The sequence below is a fragment of the Leclercia sp. LSNIH1 genome (assembly GCF_002902985.1).
Lineage (GTDB): Bacteria > Pseudomonadota > Gammaproteobacteria > Enterobacterales > Enterobacteriaceae > Enterobacter.
In genome coordinates, this window is the sequence record NZ_CP026167.1 from 3,505,593 (window position 1) to 3,528,041 (window position 22,449).

At 61.4% G+C, this 22,449-nt stretch carries 20 protein-coding genes; 9 read left to right on the plus strand and 11 right to left on the minus strand.

Features of this window, described 5'->3' with window-relative positions; all coding sequences use genetic code 11:
• Positions 1-109: 109 nt before the first annotated feature.
• The 9 genes from C2U54_RS17435 (at position 110) to nadS (ending at position 12,328) form a co-directional block, all read left to right on the plus strand.
• A complete protein-coding gene (locus C2U54_RS17435; protein WP_103179792.1) occupies positions 110-1,924 on the plus strand; it encodes a glycosyltransferase in 1,815 nt (604 codons plus the stop codon).
• A complete protein-coding gene (locus C2U54_RS17440; RefSeq protein WP_103179793.1) occupies positions 1,921-3,252 on the plus strand; it encodes a DUF3131 domain-containing protein in 1,332 nt (443 codons plus the stop codon). The genes C2U54_RS17435 and C2U54_RS17440 overlap by 4 nt, the downstream gene beginning before the upstream one ends.
• Entirely contained in the window at positions 3,249-4,796 is a 1,548-nt protein-coding gene (locus C2U54_RS17445; RefSeq protein ID WP_103179794.1) for a DUF3131 domain-containing protein, read from the plus strand. The genes C2U54_RS17440 and C2U54_RS17445 overlap by 4 nt, the downstream gene beginning before the upstream one ends.
• A complete protein-coding gene (locus tag C2U54_RS17450; RefSeq protein ID WP_103179795.1) occupies positions 4,781-6,175 on the plus strand; it encodes a DUF3131 domain-containing protein in 1,395 nt (464 codons plus the stop codon). Before C2U54_RS17445 ends, C2U54_RS17450 begins: the two co-directional genes overlap by 16 nt.
• Entirely contained in the window at positions 6,172-6,606 is a 435-nt protein-coding gene (locus tag C2U54_RS17455; protein WP_103179796.1) for a globin, read from the plus strand. The genes C2U54_RS17450 and C2U54_RS17455 overlap by 4 nt, the downstream gene beginning before the upstream one ends.
• 2 nt (positions 6,607-6,608) lie before the next feature.
• Positions 6,609-9,281 (plus strand): response regulator, encoded by a 2,673-nt coding sequence (locus tag C2U54_RS17460; RefSeq protein WP_103179797.1) that lies wholly within the window; start codon positions 6,609-6,611, stop codon positions 9,279-9,281.
• Positions 9,271-11,469 carry a glycoside hydrolase family 2 protein gene (locus tag C2U54_RS17465; RefSeq protein ID WP_103179798.1) on the plus strand — a complete coding sequence of 733 codons (2,199 nt, stop codon included), beginning with the start codon at positions 9,271-9,273 and terminating at the stop codon, positions 11,467-11,469. The genes C2U54_RS17460 and C2U54_RS17465 overlap by 11 nt, the downstream gene beginning before the upstream one ends.
• A 240-nt stretch (positions 11,470-11,709) precedes the next feature.
• Entirely contained in the window at positions 11,710-12,042 is a 333-nt protein-coding gene (locus C2U54_RS17470) for a type II toxin-antitoxin system RelE/ParE family toxin (RefSeq protein ID WP_103179799.1), read from the plus strand.
• Between the two features lies 1 nt (position 12,043).
• The gene (gene nadS, locus C2U54_RS17475; protein WP_103179800.1) at positions 12,044-12,328 is read left to right on the plus strand and encodes a NadS family protein; all 285 of its coding nucleotides are present in this window, start codon (positions 12,044-12,046) and stop codon (positions 12,326-12,328) included.
• A 161-nt stretch (positions 12,329-12,489) separates the two neighbouring features.
• Here the strand turns inward: nadS and paaY are convergent, their stop codons facing one another.
• The 11 genes from paaY to paaC form a co-directional block, all read right to left on the minus strand.
• Positions 12,490-13,086: a phenylacetic acid degradation protein PaaY gene (gene paaY, locus C2U54_RS17480; protein ID WP_103179801.1), complete on the minus strand. Its 597-nt coding sequence runs from the start codon at positions 13,084-13,086 to the stop codon at positions 12,490-12,492.
• 10 nt (positions 13,087-13,096) lie between these two features.
• Positions 13,097-14,032: a phenylacetic acid degradation operon negative regulatory protein PaaX gene (gene paaX / locus C2U54_RS17485; protein WP_103179802.1), complete on the minus strand. Its 936-nt coding sequence runs from the start codon at positions 14,030-14,032 to the stop codon at positions 13,097-13,099.
• A gap of 85 nt (positions 14,033-14,117) precedes the next feature.
• On the minus strand, positions 14,118-15,470 hold the full coding sequence (gene paaK / locus C2U54_RS17490) for a phenylacetate--CoA ligase PaaK (protein WP_103179803.1): 1,353 nt from the start codon (positions 15,468-15,470) through the stop codon (positions 14,118-14,120).
• A 39-nt stretch (positions 15,471-15,509) separates the two neighbouring features.
• Positions 15,510-16,715 (minus strand): 3-oxoadipyl-CoA thiolase, encoded by a 1,206-nt coding sequence (gene pcaF / locus C2U54_RS17495; protein WP_103179804.1) that lies wholly within the window; start codon positions 16,713-16,715, stop codon positions 15,510-15,512.
• Positions 16,715-17,137, minus strand: coding sequence for a hydroxyphenylacetyl-CoA thioesterase PaaI (paaI, locus tag C2U54_RS17500; protein ID WP_103179805.1), 423 nt, complete (start codon positions 17,135-17,137; stop codon positions 16,715-16,717). The genes pcaF and paaI overlap by 1 nt, the downstream gene beginning before the upstream one ends.
• On the minus strand, positions 17,127-18,551 hold the full coding sequence (locus C2U54_RS17505) for a 3-hydroxyacyl-CoA dehydrogenase (RefSeq protein ID WP_103179806.1): 1,425 nt from the start codon (positions 18,549-18,551) through the stop codon (positions 17,127-17,129). Before C2U54_RS17505 ends, paaI begins: the two co-directional genes overlap by 11 nt.
• 1 nt (position 18,552) lies before the next feature.
• Positions 18,553-19,338: a 2-(1,2-epoxy-1,2-dihydrophenyl)acetyl-CoA isomerase PaaG gene (paaG, locus tag C2U54_RS17510; protein ID WP_103179807.1), complete on the minus strand. Its 786-nt coding sequence runs from the start codon at positions 19,336-19,338 to the stop codon at positions 18,553-18,555.
• A gap of 2 nt (positions 19,339-19,340) precedes the next feature.
• Entirely contained in the window at positions 19,341-20,108 is a 768-nt protein-coding gene (gene paaF / locus C2U54_RS17515; RefSeq protein ID WP_103179808.1) for a 2,3-dehydroadipyl-CoA hydratase PaaF, read from the minus strand.
• Positions 20,105-21,175: a 1,2-phenylacetyl-CoA epoxidase subunit PaaE gene (gene paaE, locus C2U54_RS17520; RefSeq protein ID WP_103179809.1), complete on the minus strand. Its 1,071-nt coding sequence runs from the start codon at positions 21,173-21,175 to the stop codon at positions 20,105-20,107. The genes paaF and paaE overlap by 4 nt, the downstream gene beginning before the upstream one ends.
• A gap of 7 nt (positions 21,176-21,182) precedes the next feature.
• Entirely contained in the window at positions 21,183-21,680 is a 498-nt protein-coding gene (gene paaD, locus C2U54_RS17525) for a 1,2-phenylacetyl-CoA epoxidase subunit PaaD (protein ID WP_103179810.1), read from the minus strand.
• A 14-nt stretch (positions 21,681-21,694) separates the two neighbouring features.
• Positions 21,695-22,441: a 1,2-phenylacetyl-CoA epoxidase subunit PaaC gene (gene paaC, locus C2U54_RS17530; RefSeq protein ID WP_103179811.1), complete on the minus strand. Its 747-nt coding sequence runs from the start codon at positions 22,439-22,441 to the stop codon at positions 21,695-21,697.
• Positions 22,442-22,449: the final 8 nt, after the last annotated feature.

Sequence of the window (22,449 nt, forward strand, 5' to 3'; positions counted from 1 at the left end):
CTACACTTACCTTAAATTATGTTTTTGTGAGCGTTATTTCCGTGGCGTTCTCCCTGTCGGTAACAGGCTTTTAATTTATTGTCATCGTGGAATCAGGATATCCTTCGCTATGGATTTTTATTTTTCCCGTTTTGAACATCGTCGTCCGCCTGAACCGCTTAAAACGCCGCGCTGGGTCATGATGACCTGGCAGGTATTAGCGGTGGCCGCACTTATTCTTGGCGCCAACTATATTTACTGGCGCTGGACGGCCTCATTAAATACCGACGCGCTCTGGTACGCCATTCCGCTGGTGCTGGCGGAAACCCTGGCCTGGATCGGCACGGTGCTGTTCACCATTAACTTGTGGAAGGAAGAGGATCCGCCGCAAACGCCCCCGCCGTCTGAGATCAACGACTGCCTGCGGCCGGAAGATGCCGAGGAGACCAGGCCGATAAAGGTCGATCTCATTATCGCCACCTACTACGAAGATGTGGAGCTGGTGCGGCTCTCCATCCGCGACGCCATGAAAATGGCCTACCCTGTCCCGCTGGATTACAAGGTACATGTGCTGGATGATGGCCGGCGTCCGGAGATGAAAGCCGTATGCGAAGAGGAAGGCGCTAACTACATTACCCGCCAGACCAATATCGGCTTTAAGGCGGGCAACCTGCGTAACGGACTTGAGCAGACCGACGGCGATTTCCTGATCATCTGCGATGCCGATACCCGCGTTTTCCCCACGCTGCTCAGCCATACGCTGGGTTATTTCCGCGATCCGGACGTCGCCTGGGTGCAGACGCCCCAGTGGTTCTTTGACCTGCCGGAAGGGGAGAATCTGGCGGACTGGCTCGGGCGCAGGGCGGGTAAAGCGGGATACAGCCTGGGCTGGCTCGCCCAGAAATTTATCGGCCCGGTGACCCTTGGCCGGGATCCCTTTTTCAACGATCCGCGCATGTTCTACGACGTGATTTTACGCCGCCGCAACTGGGCTAATGCCGCCTTCTGCTGCGGCGCGGCCTCGGTGCATCGACGCGAGGCGGTGATGCAGGCGGCGCTGCGCAGCTACGTCTGGACCGTCGAAGAGGAGATCGACCGCCATACCCGGGACATACGCGATCCGGCGATGCGCGAAACCCTGCAGGAGGCCATGCGTCCCCATGTAGCCTTCGATACGGAGCTGACCCCATATAAATTCCACGTTTCCGAGGATATTTACACCTCTATCCTGCTGCACGGCGATGCCGCGCGCCGCTGGCGCTCGGTCATGCACCCGCGCATTGAATCCAAGATGCTCTCCCCGCAGGATATGCTGACCTGGATGATCCAGCGTTTTAAATATGCCGCCGGCTCGCTGGATATTCTGTTTCACGACAATATCTTCAGCCGCCGCCGCTTTAAGCTCTCCCTGCCGCAAACGCTGATGTATGCCACCACCTTCTGGTCCTACATGGCCTGCGTATGGAATACCATTTTCCTGATCTCGCCGATTATCTATCTCTTTACCGGTATTCCCCCGGTATCGGCCTGGTCTGAGCCCTTTTATCTCCACTTTTTGCCCTTTTTCATCGTCTCCGAGCTGGCGTTTATGTTCGGCACCTGGGGCATATCAGCCTGGGATGGCAGGGCATCGTATCTCTCGTTTTTCTCCATGAATCTGCGGGCGCTCGATACGGTGCTGCGCGGCGAGCAGATAAAATTTCACGTCACCCCCAAAGAGCGGCAGACAGGGCGTTTTCTCTACCTGGTGAAGCCGCAGATCGCTATCGTCGTGCTCACCCTGGCGGGCCTCATCTGGGGCGGAATACAGGTAGCCCGTGGCCAGGTTGACGACCCTTCCGGCTACGTCATCAATATTTTCTGGGGTGCGGTGAATATTGCCGCCATGCTGCCGCTGATTCTGGCCGCCGTCTGGACCCCGGCCGAAGAGGAGGCGAGCCAATGAGAAAACGCGATGCGCTGCTGTCGGCCCGCAGCTACCTCACTATTCTGATCGGTTTCCTGCTGGGCTTCGCCATCGTCGTCTGGGTGGAGAAACAGATGCCTTCGCGCGTGGAGAGCAGCGCGGGCATGACCCTGAGTAAAGATTTCCCACCCCTGCCCGCCACGCGTGAACTCACCTTCGATGAGGCGATCTGGGCCCGGGTAGCCTGGCAATATTATGTCAACAATACCCAGCCGAACGGCCTGGCCAACGCCCACGATGGCGAGCCCTGGTTCAGCCTGTGGAGCATCGGCAGCTATCTTTTTGCCGTGGCGGCGGCAAAACAGCTCAATATCCTGACCACCGGCGAGTTTGATGAACGCATCACCGCGGCGCTGTTTACGCTGGGGCAGCTCCCGCTAAATCCCGAAGGGCTACCCGCCGCTTATTATCATGCGGACACGCTGCAAATGCTGGGCAAGCCAGACTCTTCCGCTATCGGCATGGGCCGCCTGCTCAATGCCCTGCAAACCCTGCTGTGGCGCTATCCCCAGCACGCCGCCGCCGTGCGCGACCTCTTTAACCAGTGGAAGGTCGGAGCCCTGATCGCCAGTAATCCCGCGACCCAGGCCGCAGCGCCGCTCCACCACTGGGCACTGGCGGCGGACGAGCCCAGAAACAGCTTCGGTTATCGTCTGTATGCCAGCCATACGCTTCGGCTGATCGACAGCGCGGCGGGGCTGGCGGTGACCAACCCGCCGGAGGGGCAGCAGATGATCGATATCGACGGCATTATGGTGCCCGACGAGGGGCTACGTACCCCCTGGGGCCGACAGCCATCGCTTATCAGCCTCCCCTACCTGTTAACCGGCCTTGAGCTGGGCTTCGACGCCCAGAGCGCGGAGATCGCCTGGCGCATTATGCAGATCCAGCAGCGCCGTCACGGGCTGCGCGTGAGCAAGCCGCCCATCAGCACCGACTACGCTGAGCCCGCGCCGGACTACGTAAACGATCTGCCCGATCGCCAGCCGCTGCAAACCAGCGCCCTGCGCGATGCCACCCCGGAACAGACCGCGATCACCTCCACCCGCTCCGCCTTCGCCTGGTACGCTCTGTTCCGCAACGGCTGGAGCGAAGCGCTGCGCCAGCAGGTTCAGACGCTGCAGGTGCCCGGCAAGGGGTGGCAGCGCGGACTTAACCTGAACAGCAGCGTGAATGACGTGATTGACGCTGATACCAACGCCATCGTGCTCGAAAGCCTGGCCTATATTGCCCACGGCCAGATGCTCTGTCTGGCCTGTCTGAGCCTGACGACTTCCCCTACTTCTTCAGCAGGAGCTACGCCATGAAGCTGAAATTTCTCCTCTTTTTTCCTCTTCTGGCCGGGCTTATGGCGTGCTGGCTCACGCTTTCCGCTGCACAGGCCGCCAGCGGGCTGCCGGCCTCGGAGTACGAACCGCGCAGCGGCGAGCTAACTCCCAGGGAGATGGCTATCGCCAAAAACGCCTGGCAATATTTTGTCGCCAACTTCCAGCCCACCACCGGGCTGGTCAATGCGGTAAATAAATACCCCTCCACCACTATGTGGGACAGCGCCTCCTATATGGCCGCCATGACGGCGGCGCGGGAGCTGGGGATCATTGATAAAGCCGAGTTTGACCGCCGGATGCTGAAATTGCTCGCCACCCTGAACAAGCTGGATCTTTTCCGCAACGAGCTGCCCAACAAGGCCTACAACACCATTACCGGCCAGAAGGTGAACTACCAGAATAAACCGGGGGAGATTGGCTTCTCGGCGCTGGATATCGGCAGGATGCTGATCTGGCTAAAAGTGATCAAAGAGCGTTACCCGGAGTATGCCAACAGCATCGATAACGTGGTGCTGGGGTGGGACTTCAGCCACGTTATCGATCCTTGCGGCATGATGTACGGCGCCTACCTGGAGAACGGCCAGCCGAAATATGTGCAGGAAGGACGGCTGGGCTATGAAGAGTATGGCGCGGCAGGTTTCCAGCTCTGGGGGTTTAGCACCTGTCAGGCCAGCCGCCCGCAGCCTTACGAGCTGGCGGAGATCTACTGCGTGCTGGTGCCCTACGACTCGCGCGATCCGCGTCAAACCAGCCAGCATAACTACGTGGTGACCGAATCCTACGTGCTGTACGGCATGGAGTTTGGGTATGACAATCCGCTGGACCGGAATAACAGCCCGCGCGACTACTCCCATCCGTGGATGAAAAACTTTGCCGACCGGGTCTATCAGGCTCAGGAGAACCGCTACGCGATTACCGGGATACTGTCCGCCCGCTCCGAGCACCAGCTGGATAAGTCGCCCTACTTTGTGTATGACACCGTCTTTAGCGACGGCTTTAACTGGAACACCATCACCGACAAAGGCCAGTATGTCCCCAACACCGCCGCCGTATCCCTGAAGGCGGCGCTGGGGATGTGGGTACTCTGGAACTCGCCCTACACCGACCGCCTGCTGGACACCATTGAAAACGCCAACGAAGAGGGCAAAGGCTACTACGAGGGGCTTTACGAAAACGGCGACGGCCCGATTAAAGAGTTCACCGCCAATAACAACGGCATCATGCTGGAGGCGCTGCTGTTCAAGAAAGAGGGCAAGCTGCTGCGGTTTAATACCGACAACCCGAAAAACCGCGATTTCGCCCCTTCGCTCTGGGACAAAAAGCTGGTGGATCTTTTCGAGCCCAATAATACCCCGCGCAACCGCCCCTTCCTGAGCAGCACCCCGGCGGTTAAGAGCTGGTGTGAACAGACCGGGACCACCCAGCGCACGAAACCCGCCTGCCAGGCCTGCCAGTGCGCCGCCTGTAGTGCAGACGAGCCTGTCAAACTGCCGCCGGTGACCGCGCAATGCTTAAAACCGTAGCCCGCTGGCTGGCGGTCGCCCTCCTCCTGCTGCTTATTGCCCTCGCCCTCTTCAGCCGGGAGGGCGCAGGGTGGCGCTGGCTGACGAAGGGCGGCTGGCACACCACCGCGCGCATCGACAGCCTGACGCCGCAGGAGCAGGCGTGGGCCCGCATCGCCTGGCGCTATTTCGAAAATAACACCCAGCCGCAGACCGGGCTGGTGAACGGCAGCGACAAACAGCCGCGGGTCACCCTCTGGCAAATGGGCGACACCCTCATCGCCCTGCTCGCCGCCCGGGATCTGGGGCTGGTGCAGGAGCCTGAGTTTGACGCCCGCCTGACGCGCCTGCTCGGCACGCTTAACCGGCTGACCCTGACCGAAACCCGCACCCCGGGCAGGCTTTACTCCAGCCGGACGGCGACCCCCATCGACTTTACCGGTAAACCGGCAAAGAGCGGCTGGTCGGCAAAGGATATGGCCCGACTGATGCTGGCCCTGCGGCTTACTGCCGAACGCGCCCCCCAGTATCGCGAGTATCTGGATAAGATCATTCTGCGCTGGAACTTCTGCCGGGTGATGGATAACGAGGGGGAACTGTGGTCCGCCTCCGTTCAGAACGGCCAGCCGGTGCTGCGCGAGGAGCTGCGTCTGGGTGAGAGTGAGTACGCCGCCAGCGCGTTTCGCCTGTGGGGATTCCCGGCAGGAAAGGCGTTCACTCCCCCTTCGCGTAATGTGATCCTCTTTCAGCGCAGCCTCGCCGTAGATGCCCGGGATCCGCGCACCACCTGGCAACCCTCGCTGCTGACCACCCTCCCCGCGATGCTGCCGGGAGTGGAGTTCGGCTGGCAGCCGCCCGGCGTACCGTCCGATGTGCAAAAAGCGCTGCGCACCCGGGCAGAAGGGATATGGCTCTCTCAGAAATCGCGCTGGGAGCAGGACAAAGTGCTCACCGCGCGGGCCGATTTTTATCTCTCCCAGGCGCCCTGGCACGTTGAGGACACCGTTTGGGGAAACGGCTATGCCTGGAACACCCTGGGGGACGACGGCAAATACTACCCCCGGCTGGCGCAGGTCTCTACCAAAGCGGTCTTCCTGCTCTGGGCGCTGTGGGAAAACGACTATACCGATGCTCTGATGGCGGTCACCCGCCATCTCAACAACCCGCAGCAGGGCTGGTTTGAGGGACGTGTTGAGGCGACCGGCGATATCAACCCGACCCTGACCCTCTCCACCAACGCCATGGTGCTGGAAGCCCTCTATTACAAACACAACGCCGGGCCGCTGTTTGAAAACGGCCTTACGGATGAGAACAGCTATTTCTCCCGCCGCACGACGGATGAATTTAACCCGCCCGGCCTCTGTCTGCCCGGCGAACGGGCCACGAGGGGTGCACCATGAAGTTTTATCGCGATCTCTTTGAGGCAAGCCTGAATCGCGTCTTGCCGGAGAACGACAAAAAGCGCTTTTTTGAGGCCTTCCGGGAGACATTTATCCATATGTCTCCTGAAACGGAGCAGCACTTCGCCCGGCATCCGGAGGCGGAGGGCCAGCAGATGCTCTTTAAGAGCTTTTTCGCCATGCTGGCCGTCGATGGTGCGCTCTTCGTGCCGGACTTTCTGGAGCGGCTGGCGCGAGAGCAGAGCCATGAAGGGCTGCGCCTGCCGCCGCGGTTTTTCGCCCTCTGGCGGGAAGCGATGCTCAGAACCGTTCGCGCCTGCGATCCCCTCTGCGACGAGGAGATCCTCACCGCCTGGGCGATGGCGATCGCGCCCGGGCTGGAGTACCTGCGTCGCCAGGCGGAGCTGCACTATCAGGCGGGAGGCGAATAACCATGCAAGAGCGATCCTGTTTCGATCTTAACGCGCTGCCCATGGGGGTAATGATCTACGATCCGGCGGAGCGCCTGCTGGCCTGGAACGACCCGGTGACGCGCTTTTACCCGGTCATCACCCCCTGGCTGGCCGTCGGCGCCACCCTGGAGAGCCTGGCGGAAAAATTTATCGATGCGGGCTATAACATCGATCCTGGCCGCCGCCAGACCCTGCGCGAAGCGATTATCCGCAACTGCCGTCAGCCGAGTCATCGCGAAGTGCGGCAGTCGGGTCAGCGGCGGCTCTACGTCCAGCATCAGCGGCTGGCGGACGGCGGCATTATCAGCCTGCATACGGACATCACCGAGCTGGATGAGGCCCAGCGCTCGCGCCACCAGCTGCACGACGATTTTTTACTTACCGCGGAGTCGATCCAGATCGGCATCTGGGACTGGCAGGTCTCCCACGACAGCCTGCAGGTGAACGATACCCTGCTGGCGATGGTGGGCGAGTCGCGCACGCAGTTGCTCTATCCGCTGCGCTTTTTGCTTAACCTGGTGCACGAGGAGGATCGCGCCACCCTGCGCCAGGCGATGATCGCCTCTCGCCAGGCGCATATGCCGGTATTCGAATGCGAAATTCGCGTCCAGCACGCCGCCCGGGGCTGGCGCTGGATGTTGATTTCGGGCCAGGTGGTGACTCTCAACATGCAGCAGCAGGCCGAGCGGGTGATCGGCACCCTGCAGGATATTACCCGTCGTAAAGAGGCGGAACTGCTGGCCATAGAGGCGGCGAAGGTGGCCCGGGAGGCTAACGAGGCGAAGAGCGCCTTCCTCGCCAACATGAGCCACGAAATTTGCACCCCGATGAACGGCATTCTGGGCATGACCCAGCTCTGTCTGGACACCCCTCTTAACCCGGAGCAGCGGGAGTATCTTTCGCTGGTCATGAGTTCGGCCCAGTCGCTACTGCATATTATCAATGACATTCTCGACTTCTCCCGCATCGAGTCGGGCAAGATGTCGGTGGATGTGGAGCCGCTGGAGATCCGCCCCTTTATTCAGTCGCTGATCCGCCCCCACATGCCCGCCGCCAGCGAAAAAGGCATTGAGCTGCTGGTGGATATTGCCCCCGAGCTGCCGGAGGTGCTGGTAGCGGACGGTCCCCGGCTGCGCCAGATCCTTACCAACCTGCTGGGCAACGCCCTTAAGTTTACCCACCAGGGTGAAGTGCTGCTGGCGATAGCGCCCGCTGACGATGAAGGTCGGTGGCGTTGTCGCATCCGCGACAGCGGCATCGGCATTCCGACGGATAAGCAAAAAGCGATCTTCGAGGCCTTCAGCCAGGCCGACAGCTCCACCACCCGCCGTTACGGCGGCACCGGACTGGGGCTGACCATCTCGGCCCGGCTGGTGAGCCTGATGGGTGGGGAGCTGACGGTTGAGAGCCAGCCCGGCGTGGGGAGCGAATTTGCTTTCACCCTGCCGCTGGAGAGCCAGCAGGCCGCCGCGCCTGTGGGGCGCTTCAATGGCGAACGGGTGCTGGTGGTGGATGACAACAGCACCAACCTGCGCCTGCTTGATACCATGCTTCACCAGATGGGGCTGGCGCCAACCTGCGTTAATAACGCCGCCGAGGCGCTGCGGCGCGCAGCCGAAGAGAGGCGCTGGGCGCTGATCCTGCTGGACGCGCAAATGCCGGATATGGACGGCGTTTCGCTGGCGCTCGAACTCTCCGTGCTGCCCCAGACCGAACAAAGCCATATCATTATGCTCAGCTCCATGAGCCGCCATTTTGACGCCAACATGCTTAAGCGCATCGGCATTGCCCACTATCTGCATAAGCCCATTGCCCAGCGCGAGCTGCATCAGGTGATTGCCAGCGTGCTTGAACCTGCCCCAGTCCTGACCCCGGCCCCCGTAGCGGCGCCCGCCGTGCCGCAGGCCGGGCTGCGCATTCTGCTGGCCGAGGATAATCTGGTGAACCAGAAAGTCGCCCGGCGCCTGCTGGAGCGGCTCGGCCACCGGTGCGAAGTGGTCAATAACGGGCGCGAGGCGCTGGAGCGCTGGCGGGAACACGCCTGGGACATTCTGCTGATCGACCTGCAAATGCCGGAGATGGACGGCGAAACCGCTATCCGCCTGCTGCGGGAAGAGACGCAGGACAGGGGGGGCGCCCACCAGCCCGCCATCGCCATGACCGCCCACGCCATGCAGGGAGATAAAGAACGCTGCCTGGCGATGGGGTTCGACGGCTATATTGCCAAGCCGGTGAGCCAGGAGGCGTTGCAGCAAGAGATTGCGCGCGTCGGCCCGGAGAGTCATAACCCGCAGAGTGATAAAGGGCTGCCGGACGAAGCCCGGCTATTAAAACAGTGCGCGGACGATCCCGCTCTGGTACAGGAGCTGCTGGATCTGTTCGGCGAGGGGCTCGACGAGGCGGTAGCAACAATAGCCCGGGCGATCGACAGTGACGACCGCGAGGCTCTGGGCCGGGCGGCGCACCGGCTTCGCGGCGAAGCCGCCACCCTCGGCTTTACCGGACTGGCAGAGCGGCTCCAGCAGTTAGAGAGCCAGGCGACAACGCTGGACCCGGCCGGGCTTAAGGCGCTGCGCGGCGAGCTCTTAAACGAGGCCGGACGCGGTGCCGCCTGGCTGCACCACCGGGCGCAGGAGATAAATCATGATCCCTAAACTTATTCTGCCGCTGGTCGTCTGGCTTCCGCTGGCGCAAGCGGCGCCTGTGCCGGTCACCTGGTCGCTGGCCGGGCAGTGGCGCGTGCATGATGCCAACGACAATACTTTTAACGGGGCCAGCGCCCCTGACAGCGGCTGGCGCACGCTCCGGGTGCCCGCCAACTGGTACAGCGCCGGATACGATCATCAGGGCGCGCTCTGGTACCGTCACGAATTTACCCTGCCGGAGCGCGCGCCGGATACCATGGCTACCCTGGTGTTTGACGGCGTGGATTATTTCGCCGACGTGACGCTCAACGGCAAGGCGCTTGCCCGCCACGAAGGCTATTTCCAGCGCTTCCCGGTGGATATAAGCGACGCCCTGCGCCGCCATAACCGGCTCGCCGTTCGGGTGGAGAGCCCGTTCGAAGATCCGAAAACCATCTGGCCGCTGCACAAAACCCTGGTCAAAGGGGTGCTTAACCAGCACGACACCCGCCCCGGCGGCGCCTGGTCCGAGCACGGTCAGGATGCCAACTCCGGCGGCATCTGGGCGCCGGTGAAGCTGCACCTGAGCCGCGGCGTGACGATTGACGAGGTGATCCTGCGCCCGGACTGGCGCGAGGGGCTGCAAAACCCCATCTTGCGCGCCGAGATTCGCTACCGGGCGCTGGCGGATGGGCACGCCACCCTGCGCCTCTCCGCCGCGCCGGACAATTTCAGCGGCCCGGACTTTCAGCAGGACTTCCCGGTCACGCTCAACAGCACCGCCGGCACCCTGAACGTCTCGCTACCAATGCGCTCCGCCAGGCTCTGGTGGCCGGTGGGCGTCGGCAAGCCGAACCTCTACCGGGTGCGGGCCTCGCTGCGGGATGAGCAGGGGCTGATGGATACCGCCCTCACCCGAACCGGGTTACGCAAGCTGGAGGAGCAGCCGGACAATAAAGGCTGGCTCATCAACGACCGTCGGCTGTTCATCAAGGGCAGTAACTATATTGGCTCCCCCTGGCTCGGCACCATGACGCGGGCAAAATACCGCCGGGATTTCGAACTGGTGGAGGCGATGAACGCCAACGCCATTCGCGTCCACGGGCATGTGGCAGGCCGCGCGCTCTATGATGTAGCGGATGAGATGGGGCTGATGATCTGGCAGGATGTGCCCCTGCAGTGGGGCTATGATGACAGCGTCGCCTTTGCCGATAATGCGGTTCGCCAGACCCGTCAGATGGTTGAGCAGTTCGGTAACTCGCCGGCCATCATCGTCTGGGGCGGGCACAACGAGCCGCCCTGGAACTCACCGTGGATGGAAAAACGCTTCCCGGACTGGAACAAAAGCTTAAACCAGTCCCTGACGAAACGGGTGGGCGACACGCTCGCGGAAGATAGCTCCCGCATCGTGCACCGTTTTTCCGCCGTGGAGGAGCACTACTGGGCGGGCTGGTACTTCGGCACGATACGCGATCTGCTGGCGCCCGCCAAAACCGGGATTATCACCGAGTTTGGCGCCCAGGCGCTGCCGAGGCTCTCCACCCTGAAAACCTTCATCCCTGAGAGCCTTATGTGGCCGAAGAGTACGGCGGCGGACGATCCCGGCTGGACGCACTGGAAGTACCATAACTTCCAGCCCTTCCAGACCTTTAAATTCGCCAATATTCCCCGGGGCAATACTATCCAGGAGATGATTGCCAATACCCAGGCGTATCAGGCGCAGCTGGTGGCGACGGCGGCGGAGAGCTATCGCCGACAGCGCTATCAGCCGGTGACGGCCCTCTTCCACTTTATGTTTGTCGAAACCTGGCCCTCGATTAACTGGGGGGTGGTGGATTACCTGCGCAAACCGAAGGCGGGTTACTACGCCCTGAAGCGCGCCTACCAACCGATCCTCCCCTCCATCGAACCCGTTACAGATGTCTGGCGTCAGGGACGCGAGGCGACGGTCCGCCTTTGGGCGATCAACGATACCTGGTCAGCCTGCGAGGATTGCCGCCTGACGTGGCAGGTGAAGCAGAGCGGAAAACGGCTTGCTGAAGGCGAGACGATCATGACCCTGCCGCCCGACTCGGGGACCAGGGTAAAGGAGATTACCGTCACGCCGACCAGCGTTGAACGAGTGACCATTGAGTATCGCATTGAGAATAACGCGCGAGAAACGGTGGGCAAAAACCGGCGTGAAGAGTCTGTCGAGGCGTCGCCCGCCGGGAAGTAAAGCATAAATTTCCTGATAACCCTCTCCTCTGAGAGGGTTTACCTTCTGATATACCCTGCAATTTTACGAGACGCCTCGTAGCGTCAGCACGCGTTTCAGCACACTCTCGCCATGCTCCTTACAATGCCGACCAGTGCCAGCGCGCATTTCAGTTCACGCGTTCCCTGGCAGCAAAATAATTCTGGATCTGTACTATGTACACCTTAAGGTGTACATAGTACCTTACATGGAGAGAGAATCGTGTGCCATGCGATAAAATTTATCGAGACGTCACTGTTTACGCGGCAAATCAAACAGATCGCGACTGATGATGAACTCCTGACGTTACAAAGAGAGCTCATTGCCTTTCCGGACAAAGGTGATGTTATTCAGAATACCGGCGGGCTGCGAAAAGTCAGGATGGCCACGGGTAGCCAGGGTAAAAGCAGCAGCGCCAGGGTAATTTACCTTCTGGCAACACGGGAGATTATCTGGCTGGTGCTCGCTTATCCGAAAAGCGCCAAAGAGAATCTCACTGATGCGGAAAAGGTTGAACTAAAAAAACTGACAACCTTACTGAAAAACGAGGTGTGAAATGCATTTTTTTGACGAACTCAAAACGTCCCTGGAAGAGGCGGTTGACATCAAAAACGGGACCAAAGCCCCTTCCCGAGTTACCCGCTATGAGATTGCCGATGTCAAAGCGATCAGAGAGCAGCTCAACGTCTCCCAGGCAGAAATGGCAAAAGCGCTGGGCACCAGCGTGGATACCATCAAAAGCTGGGAATCCAGAAGACGTAACCCCACCGGCCTGGCAGCAAAAGTGCTGGCCACGATTAAGGCGAACCCGGCATTCTTTTACGAACTGGCTGCGCATTAATAGGTCGTATTGGGGATGCCAACAGCGACAGGTAAAATAAAAACGCAGAAACAAAGCCCCAGCGACAGCGTGCCGGGGCTTTTAGGGTGCCACTAAATTAATCCTTAACATCCTTCAATCTACACAAAGATGGCCTCACGCAGGATTAAGGGGTTTGCCGCTCAGCGGGCCGACTTGGGCCGCAGATTCTCGTCAAACACCAGCCGCTTGCGATCCGGTTCCACCTCGTGTAACGGCTCCACCTGATGCATCGTCTGTTTGCAGCGCTCCACCAGCGTCTGGTACTCGCGGGTGCCCTGCTTTTTCCACGCCATCTCCTGCTCGCTCAACACGCGGATCGCTTTCGCCGGGCTGCCGATAATCAGATGGTCGGCAGGCATTTCCGCTTTCGCTTTCACAAATGCCGCCGCGCCGACGATGCTGTTCTCGCCGATCACGGCGCCATCCATGATCACCGCATTCATCCCCACCAGCGCATTGCGGCGGATCACGCAGCCGTGCAGAATGGCGCCGTGCCCGATGTGTCCCTCTTCTTCCACCACCGTGTCCTGCTCGGGGAAGCCGTGCATGATGCAGTTATCCTGAATATTGGCCCCGTCTTTCACCACGATACGGCCAAAATCCCCACGCAGGCTGGCGTTGGGGCCCACATAGACGCCCTTACCGAGGATCACGTCGCCAATCAGGACCGCTGTCGGGTGGACATAACTCTCCTCAGGAATAACCGGTGTCAGACCATCAATTTGATATACAGGCACATAACCTCCGTTACGCGGGCGTCAGGCCGCCGAAGCGCTGCCAGTAGGAGGAGCCCGGCGACGGCAGTTCGCCGACCGAGGTCTCCCCTTTCTCACTGACAAACGCCAGCGCACCCGGCGCGACGCGCTGATAAATGTTAATGCACAGCTGGCGGGCCGTCTGGCCTGCCCAGTGCGACGGGAGTAACTCTTCCGGCAGGAGCGGATCCTTAAGCACCACCCGGCGATAAAAATGGATCAGCAAGAGCTGGATATGGAAACAGCGCGCCGGCGTCAGCTCCTCCGGCGTGGCCTCCCGCAGCAGGGGCAGCAGGGGCCGGAACGAGTCGATAAAGGTTTCATACATCAGGTTCTGCTCGCTGAGCTGCCAGCACTCCTCCACCCGGGCGCGCAGCGCGGCGCGGGAGAGCGCCAGCGGCGAATGCGCCTCAAAGCAGATGACGTTTTCCGCCACGCCCGCTTCATGCAACAGGGTCTGTACGTCTGCCAGCTGTTGCGACGGCGAGGCCATCAGGCTCGGCGCCAGGGTGCCGAAGCCCTGCCAGATCAGCTGCTTTTTCACATCCGCCAGCGTGGTTTTGTCCATCCCTTCAGAGAGCAGCAGCAGCCATTTGCCGTCCCAGGCCGGTAGCTCTGCGCGATAAATTTTGGTTTCGGCCCGGCGGGTTAAACGCAATCCTTTGTCGCTCAGGCGGTAGAAGCTGCGTCTGCCGATGCGAACCACATCCAGCCAGCCCTCTTTATTAAGACGGAACAGCGCGGTACGCACGAAGCGCTCGCCGAATCCCATCCCCTCCAGCAGGGCCGCCAGGCTTCCCAGCCAGACTTCACCGCCGCGATGGGACAGGGCATCACCGTACAGGGAGGAGATCAGCGAGGTGCCGCTGACGGGAACGGAGCTGACAGCGTGCTGGATAAAGGCGTCGAGTTTACTCATGTGATTCATTCTGTTGTGATTATTTTCGCGGATGAATCATAGCATAGCGCTAAAAGCGCGACCCTCCCTAATACGCAGAGGGTCGCGGACGGCCTTAGCTGTTGGCTGCGGCCTTACGCAGATCGAAGACGCGGCAGGCTTTGCCTTCGGAACGCGGAATGCTACCGCAGTTGACGATCGTCACGTCGGTAGAGATCCCCACCATCGACTTAATGCGGTGGCGCAGCTGGTGGCAGACGTTGCAGCGCTGTTCGTGGGTCAGCGACAGGCTACTCTCTTTCAGCTCCACCTTCACCGAAAGTGAATCAAGATGGCCCCGACGGTTCACCTCCAGCTGGTAGTGCGGCGACAGGTGCTCAAACTTGACGATCTCCTCTTCCAGCTGGGACGGGAAGACGTTGACGCCGCGGATAATCAGCATATCGTCGCTGCGGCCGCTGATCCTGTCCATGCGGCGCATGGTGCGGGCGGTGCCCGGCAGCAGGCGGGTCAGGTCGCGGGTGCGGTAGCGGATCACCGGCAGCGCCTCTTTGGTGAGGGTGGTGAAGAGCAGTTCCCCCTGCTCACCATCGGCCAGCGGCGTGCCGTCGTTCGGGTTGACGATCTCCGGGTAGAAGTGATCTTCCCAGATGGTCGGTCCGTCGGCGGTTTCGATGCACTCCATCGCCACCCCCGGCCCCATCACTTCGGAGAGCCCATAGATATCCAGAGCGGTAATACCGAGGCGTTTTTCAATTTCCCGGCGCATCGCCAGGGTCCAGGGCTCAGCGCCAAAAACGCCCACGCGCAGGGAGCACTGGCTGGCATCACCCCCCATCTGGCGCTCAAGCTCTTCGATCAGGTTGAGGCAGTAAGAAGGCGTCACCATGATCATGTCTGGCTGAAAATCGCGGATCAGCTGGGCCTGTTTTTCGGTCTGGCCGCCGGACATCGGGATCACCGTGGCGCCTAAACGCTCGGCGCCGTAGTGGGCGCCCAGCCCGCCAGTGAACAGGCCATAGCCGTAGGCGACATGAATTTTGTCCTTCGCGCTGCCCCCCGCGGCGCGCAGCGAGCGGGCCACGATGTTGGCCCAGTTATCAATGTCGTTCTGCGTGTAGCCGACCACGGTGGGTTTACCGGTGGTGCCCGAAGAGGCGTGAATACGCACCACCTGTTCCATCGGCACCGCAAAGGTATCAAACGGATAGTTGTCACGCAGATCCTGCTTGGTGGTGCACGGGAACTTGCGGATATCCGCTAACTCTTTGAAATCGTCAGGATGCACGCCCGCCGCATCAAACTTGCGTTTGTACATGGGGACGTTGTTATAAGCGTGTTCTAACGTCCACTTCATACGCTCGGTTTGCAGGGCCTGCAGCTCATCAAGGGAGGCGGTTTCGATGGGGTCAAGATGCGTTGCCGTCGTGGTTGCAGTTGACGTTGCGGTTGTCGCTGTATTTATCATTGTCGTAGTCATCGTAGGGTACTCGCTTTTTATAATTGTTCAGACACGCTCAAGGATCATGGCAATGCCCTGACCGACACCAATGCACATCGTACAGAGCGCATAGCGCCCTTTACGACGATGCAGCTCGTTGCTGGCGGCCAGCGCCAGGCGGGCCCCGCTCATACCCAGCGGATGGCCTAAGGCAATTGCCCCGCCGTTGGGGTTAACGTGCGGCGCATCATCCGGCAGCCCCAGCTCACGCAGCACCCCCAGCGCCTGGGAGGCGAAGGCTTCGTTCAGCTCGATAACGTCCATGTCGTTGATGCTCAGCCCGGCGCGCTCCAGCACCCGACGGGTGGCAGGCACCGGGCCCAGCCCCATCAGACGCGGCTCAACGCCAGCGGTCGCCATCGCCACGATGCGGGTACGCGGGATCAGGCCCTGGGCTGCCGCCATCTTCTCGCTGGCGACAATCAGCGCCGCAGCGCCATCGTTCACGCCGGAAGCGTTACCGGCGGTAACCACACCGCCCGCCCGGAAAGGGGCTTTCAGCCCGGCCAGCATTTCGAGGGTGGTGTCCGGGCGCAGATGCTCGTCATGCACCACTTCGGTGACCGCCCCTTTTTTGCCTTTAATGACGACCGGCACGATCTCCTGCGCCAGAATACCGTTAGCCTGGGCCTGAGCGGTACGCTGCTGGCTGCGCAGGGCGAAGGCGTCCTGATCCTCACGGGAAATCTTTAACAATTCCGCTACATTCTCTGCCGTTTCCGGCATGCTGTCAGAACCAAATTGCTGCGCCATGAGCGGGTTCACAAAACGCCAGCCGATAGTGGTATCGAAAATTTCATTCTGCCGCTGGAAGGCGCTGGTCGCTTTGCCCATCACGAAAGGCGCGCGGGACATCGACTCCACACCCCCGGCAATCATCAGGTCGCCATCACCGGCGCGAATCGCGCGGGCAGCAAAGCCCAGCGCATCCAGACCGGAGCCGCAAAGGCGGTTCAGGGTAGTGCCGGAGACGGTCTGCGGCAGCCCGGCTAACAGCAGGGACATTCGCGCCACGTTACGGTTGTCTTCCCCCGCCTGGTTCGCGCAGCCAAAGATCACATCGTCGATGCGCTCCGCATCCAGACCCGGGTTACGCGCCAGCAGTTCGCGCAGCGGGATGGCGCCCAGGTCGTCCGCGCGCACACCGGACAGCGCACCGGCATAGCGACCGATTGGGGTTCTGATCCCGTCACAGATAAAGGCGTCACGCATCATGCTTCTCCTGTCACAGTGCCGCCGATGCGGTGGGATTTCCCACGGAACAGGGCAACCGTTTTCTGTTGTTGATTAACGATTTCAATGTCGTATACGCCGGTCTGTTTCCCCTGATGGCGCACCTGCGCCGTGGCGGTGAGCTTATCGTGGGCAAACGCCGGACGGACAAAATCGATGGTGCAACCCGAGGCCACCGCCGCCAGCCCCTGGCTGTTGCAGGCGTAGGCGAAAGCGGTATCGGCGAGGGTAAACAGCTGTCCGCCGTGACAGCTCTTGTGGCCGTTGAGCATCTGCGGCGTGACAGTCATGGTCAGTACTGCCATGCCCTCATCCATCTCAATAATGTCGATGCCATAAGCCTGGGCGCAGGCATCGTTTTCATACATGGCGCGGGCGTTGCGCCAGGCGTTATGACTCATAGCTACTCTCCAGAAGCGCGCGCTGGCGCAGCAGGGATGAAGGACGGTAACGCTCTTCGCCGTAATGGCGTTGCAGGTTTTCCAGCAGGCACAGCAGACGCTGCCAGCCAAGCTGTTCTCCCCAGGCCAGCGGGCCGCGCGGGTAGTTCACCCCGAGGCGCATGGCGGTATCGATATCCTCTTCACTGGCGACCCCTTTTTGCAGGGCGTCGAGGGCTTCGTTGACAATCATCGCCACCGTGCGCCAGATGAGCAGGCCGGGATAATCCGCCACCTGCAGCACGCGCTTGCCCTGCTGTTGGAAGTAGCGCACCGCTTTCCGTGTCGCGGCTGGCGGGTTGCTGGCCGCGACGGCAATCACCGCCACGTCGCTCTCCTGTCTGTCGAACACCACCACCGGCTGTGCGTAGCGGTTCGCCAGCGCCTGGGCGGTCTCACCCCGGGTTTCGATCAGCAGTACGCCGTCAATTTCAGTGACACCGTCACTTTTTTTCTGCTGATGCGTGACACTGTAACTATCGTTCACCTCTGCCAGCCAGCTCACCGCTGGCTTTTCGTTACGCCAGTTGTAAACGCCCTGCCCGCTCTTCTTGCCGAGACGCCCACCCAGCACCAGCTCCTGCTGCACCAGTGACGGCAGGAAACGTCGCTCCTGCCAGAAGGCGTTAAATACTGAGCAGGTCACGGCGAAGTTGACGTCCTGGCCGATCATATCGGTCAGCTCCAGCGGCCCCATCGGGAAGCCTGCGCCTTCGCGCAGCGCCGCGTCGATGACTTCCGGGGCGGCAACCTGCTCTTCCAGCGCCCGCCAGGCTTCGGCATAGTACGGACGCGCCACGCGGTTAACGATAAAGCCCGGCGTTGACTGGCAGCGCACCGGCTGTTTGCCCCAGCGCGTCGCCAGTTCGCTCAGCTGTTCGACCACTTCCCCGGAGGTCGCCAGGCCGCTTACCACTTCCACCAGCTTCATCACCGGGGCCGGGTTAAAGAAGTGCAGCCCCGCCACGCGCTCAGGATGGCGCAGGTCGGCGGCAATGGCGGTAATAGAAATTGAGGATGTGTTGCTGGTTAAAAGCGTGTTAGCCGGGCAGATCTCCGCCAACTGGGCGAAGAGCGCCTTTTTAACGGCCATCTGCTCAGAGGCGGCTTCAATCACCAGATCAGCCTTCGCCAGCGCGTGGATGTCGGTAACGGGCACCAGGCGCTGGAGCGTCTGTTCGGCGTCATGCGGGGCGAGCTTGCCGCGCGCCACGCGGGATTCGAGACGGCTGCGAATGGCGTCAATGGCGCGGGAGATGGCCTCTGCGTTGATGTCATAGATCAGCACCGGGTGGCCGTTGCTCGCCGCCACTTCGGCGATCCCGGCTCCCATGATGCCGCTGCCAATCACCGCCACGGTATGAATTGTCGTCATCTTATTTCCCCGTAAACTGCGGCGCGCGTTTGTTGAGGAAGGCGCTGACCCCTTCCCGGTAGTCGGCGCTGCGCCCGGCCAGGCGCTGATAGTCGCGCTCCAGATCCAGCTGCGCGTCCAGGGTATTGGTTTCGGCGGCATTGATCGCCCGCTTGATCAGCCCCAGGCCAAAGGTCGGCTGGGTGGCGAGATGCACGGCCAGCTGACGGGCGGTGTCGGTCAGTTCGGCATCATCCACGACCTGCCAGATCATCCCCCAGGCGTGTGCCTGCTCAGCGCTGATCTTCTCCCCCAGCAGGGCCAGGCCCATCGCCCGGGCGCGCCCGGTCAGACGCGGCAGCAGCCAGGTACCGCCGGAATCCGGCACCAGACCGAGCTTGCTGAAGGCCATCACAAAGTTCACCGAACGGGCGGCGATAACGATGTCGCAGCCCAGCGCCAGGGTCGCCCCCGCTCCGGCGGCCACGCCGTTCACCGCGCAGATCACCGGCTTGGGCAGTTTTGCCAGACGGCGTACCAGCGGGTTGTAAAATTTCTCCACCGACATGCCGAGATCCGGCGCCGGGCTGTTCGGGTCGACGTTACGGTCGTTAAGATCCTGCCCGGCACAAAAACCGCGTCCGGCACCGGTCACCAGCAGACAACGCACGCTCTCGTCGCGCTCGGCCTGGGTCAGGCACGCCGCCAGCTGCTGGTGCATCTCCTCATTGAAGCTGTTGAGCCGCTCCGGGCGGTTCAGGGTTAGGGTCATGACCCCCTGCTCAACGTGACTCAGAATAAAATCCATGGTTAGCGTCCTTTAAATTCAGGGGTGCGTTTTTGCAGGAAGGCGTCGATCCCTTCCCGGCGATCCTCGGTGGCCGCCAGCAGGGTGAAGAGCTGACGCTCCTGGGCCAGCCCGGCGGTGAGGGCCACCTCCTGAGACTGGCGTAACGCCTGCTTCGCCGCCTGCAACGCCAGCGGAGAGTGACGCGCCATCAGTGCCGCCTGCTTGAGAGCATATTCGAGGGTCAGGTCTTCGGGATGTACATCGCTTACCACCCCGGCCGCCAGCGCCTGACGGGCGGTGATACTTTCCCCGGTCAGCACCATTTTGCTGGCAAGGGATTTGCCGACGCTGCGGATCAGCCGTTGCGTGCCGCCCGCGCCCGGCATAATGCCTAAGGTGATTTCCGGCAGGCCGAAGCGGGCGTTTTCCCCGGCAATCGCCACATCGCAGAGCAGCGCCAGCTCGCACCCTGCGCCCAGGGCGTAGCCATTGACGGCGGCAATCAGCGGCTTACTGAAGGCGTTGATGCGCGCCCACAGCTGCGGGCGAATGTCGTTGAGGGTGGCGGCCAGATCTTTTTCCGCCATCTCGTTCAGATCGGCTCCGGCGGCAAAGAAGCGTTCGTTGCCGGTAATCACGCACACCGAAATCTCGCTGTCTACGGCGGCAGCTTCCAGGGCGGTTGCCAGTTCGCTCAGCAGGCCATTGTTCAGGGCGTTACGCGCCGTCGGGCGGTTAAGGGTCAGGAGCAATACCCGACCGTGACGGGTGACAATCAGGTCGCTCATGCCATCCCCTTCGCATCAAAGTCCACCACCACGTCGCCGGTCAGCGGCAGGGCCTGGCAGCTCAGCACGTAGCCTGCCGCCAGTTCATCCGGCTCCAGACTGTAGTTGGTCACCATATCCACCTTGCCGCGCACCACTTTGCATTTGCAGGTGGCGCAGACCCCGCCTTTACAGGCGTAAGGCAGGTCCGCCCCCTGGCGCAGCGCGGCATCCAGAATGCTTTCGTCTTCGGCGGTGAGGGTGATCTCGCGGTCGCGCCCGTCCTGGCGCACCGTCACCTTTTGCCCCCCGGTCTGTACCGAATGGGTGCGTTTAATGGTTGTGCCCGGCGTGTTGAAGCGCTCAAGATGCAGCGATTTCTCCGGCATCCCCAGCGCCTTAAGGGTCTGTTCCGCCTGGTCCATCATCGCCGCCGGGCCGCAGATAAAGGCTTCATCAAACTGGCTGAAGTCAATTAAGTGCTTCGCCAGCGCCTGCAGTTTTTCGCCGTCGATGCGCCCGTACAGCAGCTCGCTGTCCAGGGTCTCCTGGCTGAAGATGTTGACCACCTGCAGGCGGGTCGGATAGCTGTCTTTCAGATCGGCCAGCGCCTGGCGGAACATCATGCTCTGGCTGCTGCGGTTGCCGTAGATGAGGGTGAACTGGCTTTTCGGTTCGGTTTTCAGAGTGCTGGAGATGATCGCCAGCATCGGGGTGATGCCGGAACCGGCGGCAATCGCCAGGTAGCAGCCTTCCCGCTCTGCCAGCGGCTGATAGCCAAAATGCCCCTGCGGCACCATCACTTCGAGCGCCATCCCCTGCTTGATCTCATCCCGGGCATAGCGCGAGAAGCGCCCGCCGTCGATGGCTTTTACCGCCACGCTGATTTCGCCCGGCTGAACGCTGCGGCAGATGGAGTAGCAGCGGCGCAGCTCTTCGCCCGCTAAATGGGCTTTCAGGGTCAGATGCTGGCCCGGACGGAAGCGATACGCTTCCTGCAAAGGCTGGGGAACCGCGAAGGTAATGGTCACCGCATCGCGGGTTTCGGGTTCCACTTTTGCCACCGTTAAGGAATGAAACGTTGTCATGGCGACCTCAGATACATTTGAAATAGTCGAAGGGTTCGCGGCAGCTGTCGCAGCGCCAGAGCGCTTTGCAGGCCGTGGAACCAAATTCACTGATCAGCGTGGTGCGGGTACTGGCGCAGCGCGGACAGGTCACTTCAGCCGGCAGATGCGCATGGCAGCTGTGCCCGGCCGGTGGGCTGATGCCGTACTGGCGCAGACGCTCCCGGGCGTCCGGGGTCATCCAGTCGGTGGTCCACGCCGGGTCGAGCTGAAGGGTGATCTGCACCGGTCCGTAGCCGTGGGCGGTCAGGGTGTCGCGGATCGCCCCCATCAGATGATCGGTGGCCGGACAGCCGGAATAGGTCGGCGTAAAACCGATGGCCCAGCCCTCATCCTGCGGCGTCACGCTGCGCACCATCCCTAAGTCGGTGATGGTCAGTACCGGGATCTCCGGGTCCGGGATCTGGCTTAACAGAGACCAGATCTGCGGGACGGCGGCGGGGGTGAGTTGGACGGCGTGTTGCATGGCGCTCTCCTGGATTACCACTGCTGGCCGGGATAGACGCGCTGCAGATATTGCATCTCTGCCAGCATCGGACCCAGATGTTCGGTGTGCAGCCCTTTACGGCCACCGGTGCGGTAGGCGGACTCGCCCGGCACGCTCAGCGTCGCCTCGTTCAGCCCAGAGAAGACTTCCGCTTCCCACGCGTCGCGCAGGCTGCGCGGATCGACGGCGATACCTTCGGCAGCCAACGTCAGGTCAATCTCGTCCGCCTCGAACAGCTCGGCGGTGAAACGCCACAGGTCATTGACCGCCTGCTGCATTTTTTGCGCAGAGATCTCCGTGCCGTTGCCCAGGCGTTCCAGCCAGCCGCGGCTGAAGCGCAGGTGGTAGCGGGCTTCTTTGATGGATTTCGCGGCGATGGCGGCAAGCTGCTTGTCACGGCTCTGGGTCAGACGGGTAAAGAGCGCCACGTGCCAGGCGTCGATAAAGTACTGACGGGCGATGGTGTCGGCGAAGTTGCCGTTGGGCTGCTCCACGAGTAGCAGGTTGCTGAACTGGCGCTCGTCGCGCTGGAAGGCCAGCGTGTCTTCGTCGCCCTCGCCTTCCAGCTCGGCGGCGTAGGTTAAGAAGTTGCGCGCCTGGCCCAGCAGGTCGAGGCCGATATTGGCCAGCGCGAGGTCAATCTCCAGCTCCGGGGCGTGACCACACCACGCTCCCAGACGCTGGGAGAGCACCAGCCCGTTATCACCCAGGCGCAGAGCATATTGCGTTAACGTTTTCATCCGTGGCC

Bases quoted from the DNA above. Each gene is read 5' to 3' on its own strand.
- C2U54_RS17435 (WP_103179792.1), top strand. From the start codon at position 110: ATGGATTTTTATTTTTCCCGTTTTGAACATCGTCGTCCGCCTGAACCG.
- C2U54_RS17440 (WP_103179793.1), top strand. From the start codon at position 1,921: ATGAGAAAACGCGATGCGCTGCTGTCGGCCCGCAGCTACCTCACTATT.
- C2U54_RS17445 (WP_103179794.1), top strand. From the start codon at position 3,249: ATGAAGCTGAAATTTCTCCTCTTTTTTCCTCTTCTGGCCGGGCTTATG.
- C2U54_RS17450 (WP_103179795.1), top strand. From the start codon at position 4,781: ATGCTTAAAACCGTAGCCCGCTGGCTGGCGGTCGCCCTCCTCCTGCTG.
- C2U54_RS17455 (WP_103179796.1), top strand. From the start codon at position 6,172: ATGAAGTTTTATCGCGATCTCTTTGAGGCAAGCCTGAATCGCGTCTTG.
- C2U54_RS17460 (WP_103179797.1), top strand. From the start codon at position 6,609: ATGCAAGAGCGATCCTGTTTCGATCTTAACGCGCTGCCCATGGGGGTA.
- C2U54_RS17465 (WP_103179798.1), top strand. From the start codon at position 9,271: ATGATCCCTAAACTTATTCTGCCGCTGGTCGTCTGGCTTCCGCTGGCG.
- nadS (WP_103179800.1), top strand. From the start codon at position 12,044: ATGCATTTTTTTGACGAACTCAAAACGTCCCTGGAAGAGGCGGTTGAC.
- paaX (WP_103179802.1), bottom strand. From the start codon at position 14,032: ATGAATCACATGAGTAAACTCGACGCCTTTATCCAGCACGCTGTCAGC.
- paaK (WP_103179803.1), bottom strand. From the start codon at position 15,470: ATGATAAATACAGCGACAACCGCAACGTCAACTGCAACCACGACGGCA.
- pcaF (WP_103179804.1), bottom strand. From the start codon at position 16,715: ATGCGTGACGCCTTTATCTGTGACGGGATCAGAACCCCAATCGGTCGC.
- paaI (WP_103179805.1), bottom strand. From the start codon at position 17,137: ATGAGTCATAACGCCTGGCGCAACGCCCGCGCCATGTATGAAAACGAT.
- C2U54_RS17505 (WP_103179806.1), bottom strand. From the start codon at position 18,551: ATGACGACAATTCATACCGTGGCGGTGATTGGCAGCGGCATCATGGGA.
- paaG (WP_103179807.1), bottom strand. From the start codon at position 19,338: ATGGATTTTATTCTGAGTCACGTTGAGCAGGGGGTCATGACCCTAACC.
- paaF (WP_103179808.1), bottom strand. From the start codon at position 20,108: ATGAGCGACCTGATTGTCACCCGTCACGGTCGGGTATTGCTCCTGACC.
- paaE (WP_103179809.1), bottom strand. From the start codon at position 21,175: ATGACAACGTTTCATTCCTTAACGGTGGCAAAAGTGGAACCCGAAACC.
- paaD (WP_103179810.1), bottom strand. From the start codon at position 21,680: ATGCAACACGCCGTCCAACTCACCCCCGCCGCCGTCCCGCAGATCTGG.
- paaC (WP_103179811.1), bottom strand. From the start codon at position 22,441: ATGAAAACGTTAACGCAATATGCTCTGCGCCTGGGTGATAACGGGCTG.